The sequence below is a fragment of the Desulfobacter sp. genome, from assembly GCF_050177295.1.
On the sequence record NZ_JBFXHE010000496.1, the window covers coordinates 1 to 2,933 of the forward strand.

At 56.4% G+C, this 2,933-nt stretch carries 2 protein-coding genes; both read left to right on the forward strand.

The window, feature by feature from the left end:
* A partial coding sequence (locus AB7U36_RS21640; RefSeq protein ID WP_428161681.1) for an ATP-binding cassette domain-containing protein occupies nt 1–962 on the forward strand: 962 nt, incomplete at its 5' end.
* Nucleotides 922–2,748 (forward strand): putative 2-aminoethylphosphonate ABC transporter permease subunit, encoded by a 1,827-nt coding sequence (locus AB7U36_RS21645; RefSeq protein WP_428161682.1) that lies wholly within the window; start codon nt 922–924, stop codon nt 2,746–2,748. The genes AB7U36_RS21640 and AB7U36_RS21645, both read left to right, overlap by 41 nt.
* Nucleotides 2,749–2,933 lie beyond the last annotated feature (185 nt).

A 2,933-nucleotide genomic window follows, 5' to 3' on the forward strand; every position in this document is an offset into this window, starting at 1 on the left:
TGCTGATCAATGGGCGCGATGTCACAGGCATGCCGGTTTCCAAGCGGAATGTGGGCATTGTATTTCAATCCTATGCCCTGTTTCCCAATCTGAATGCAGAGAAAAATATTGCCTACGGCCTTCGGGGGCGGTTTTCCAGGCATCAGATCAACAAAAAGGTGGCAGGCCTCATGGACTTAACCGGTCTCACCGGTATGGGCCATAAGTTTCCTTCCCAGCTCTCCGGCGGACAGCAGCAGCGGGTGGCCCTGGCCAGGGCCATGGCGCTTTCGCCGGATCTGCTCTTGCTGGACGAGCCCCTGTCTGCCCTGGACGCCCGGGTGCGGGTCCGTCTGCGCCGGGAGATCCGCATGCTTCAGCAAAAACTGGGGGTCACCACCATCATGGTCACCCATGACCAGGAAGAGGCGTTGACCATGGCTGACCGGGTCCTGGTCATGAACGGCGGAAAACTGATCCAGGACGGCACCCCGGAACAGATTTACCAGACCCCTGCCACGCCGTTTGTGGCCTCATTCATCGGCTCCATGAATTTTTTTAAAGGCGCTGCCAGGGTAGGGGACCACTTTTTTGAGGTGGCCGGAAAAACAATCAAGGCCCCGGGCAGCAGCCAGGCTTTGGACCTTGGGGATGCGGACACGGCGACCCTGGCCATCCGGCCCGAGGATATCAAGGTGAAAAAACTGGACAAGGCAGGGCAGAACGCGTTTCCCGCTGTGCTGAAAACCATGGAGTACCGGGGTCACATTTTTAGACTAGCATTTTCCCTCCAGACCCGGGGATTGCCCCTGGTAAATGTGGATGTGCCGGGTGAGGTGGTTGCAACCCTGGGGCTCACCGTGGACCGGCCGGTCCATCTGGTTTTTCCCCCGGACCGTGTGATGGTGTACGGCCGGTCCGGTCTTGAATCCTCTGACTGGGTTGACACAGACCCGCCCCAGGCGGTCCGGTGCCATGGATAGCCGGGCCGGGGTCATGGATGGTCCTGGCGGCGGTCCGGGCCCGGGCCGGATTCTGAATCAGGGACTGGATCAGAGACCGGATCAGATCCTGGGAAGCGAAGCGGTCAAACGGGTGCTGATTCTTCTGGCCCTGGTGTGGCTTATTGTGGTGGTGGTGTTGCCCCTGGGTACCTTGTTGCTCAAAAGCCTGTCAGATAACCAGGGCAATTTTGCGGGCCTTGCCAACTTTGTGGCCTATTTCAAGTCACCTTCACTGTCCCGGTCCATCGGCAACAGTCTGATGGTGGCCTTTGCCACCACGGCCATTGCCGTGTCGTTGGGATTTGCATTTTCCTGGTGCCTGACACGGACCTGCATGCCGGCCAAGTGGCTGTTTAAATCCCTGGCCCTGATGCCGCTGTTTGCCCCCACATTGCTTAACGGCATTGCCCTGATCTATCTGTTTGGCCGCAAGGGGCTGATCACCACCGGTTTTTTCGGGGCCATTCCCGGGATAAAGCTGCCGCTGTACGGCTCTTTCGGGATTATTGTCTCGGAAGTGATCTACACCTTTCCCCAGGCCATGCTGATTTTATCCATTGCCCTGGCCGTGACCGACGCAAGGCTTTATGAGGCTGCGGCCTCCCTTGGGGCCGGCCGGGTGCGCACCTTTTTCACCGTAACCCTGCCCGGTATCAAATACGGACTGGTGTCTGCATTTTTTGTCTGTTTCATCCTGGCATTCACTGATTTCGGTGCGCCCAAAGTGGTGGGCGGCAACTTCAACATCCTGGCCACTGATATTTATAAACAGGTAATCGGCCAGCAGAATTTTATCATGGGGGCTGTGGTCTCCATGGTGCTGCTCATTCCCACCTGCATGGCATTTATCATCGACCGGATCATCCAGCAGCGCCAGGTGGCCATGATTGCGGCCAAATCCGTGCCCCTGGTCAACAAACCCGATGCGTTGCGGGATAATCTGGCCCTGGCCTGCTGCGGCATTGTGGTCTTTTCAATCCTGGCCTTTTACGGCACAGCGCTTTACGCCTCCCTGGTCAAGGTGTGGCCTTATAAACTTTCCCTGGGGCTGTCCCATTACCGGTTCACCGGCATGGGCGGGGGCGGGTATGCCGCCTTTTTCAACTCCATGCGCATGGGCCTGTATTCGGCGGTTCTGGGAACGGCGGTCACCTTTTTCACCGCCTTTCTGGTGGAAAAGGTCAGGGTCTGGGACCGCTGCCGCCATACTGTTTATTTCCTGTCCATTCTGCCCCTGGCGCTTCCCGGGCTTGTCATCGGCCTGGCCTATATCTTTTTCTACAATGCCCGGGGCTGGGATCTTTTCAGGATGTTTGTCCCCAATCCCTTTAATTTTCTGTACGGCACCATGGCCATTTTAGTGCTGTCCAATATTGTCCATTTCTACACCATGGGGTTTTTAACGGCCTCCACGGCGCTCAAACAGATGGACATTGAATTTGAACATGTCTCGGACGCCATGGGGGTGCCGTTTTACAAAACGCTGTTCAGGATCACCCTGCCGGTGTCGCTGCCGGCGGTGCTGGAGGTGGCTTCCTACTACTTTGTCAATTCCATGGCCACGGTATCGGCGGTGATTTTTCTCTATTCCGCAGATATCCCCCTGGCCTCGGTGGCCATTGCCAACATGGATGATGCCGGGGACACCGCATCTGCCTGTGCCATGTCCGTTCTGGTCGTTTTCACCAATATTGTGGTGCGCCTGCTCTTTTTGTTGTGTACAAAAAAACTCAAGGCAAGAACCCAGGCCTGGAAAGAGGGGTAGGGCCTGAATATGATTTCGGGTCTTATTTAACCCGCCAATTCCCTGTCAGGGATTAAAAAGGAGTGATGTATGAGTCTGTTTATAAGAAAAGAAGCATATACAGGTCCGGTCCAGGCCATTGTCCTGGACTGGGCCGGAACTGCCGTTGATTTCGGCTGCATGGCCCCTGCCGCCGTGTTTGTGGA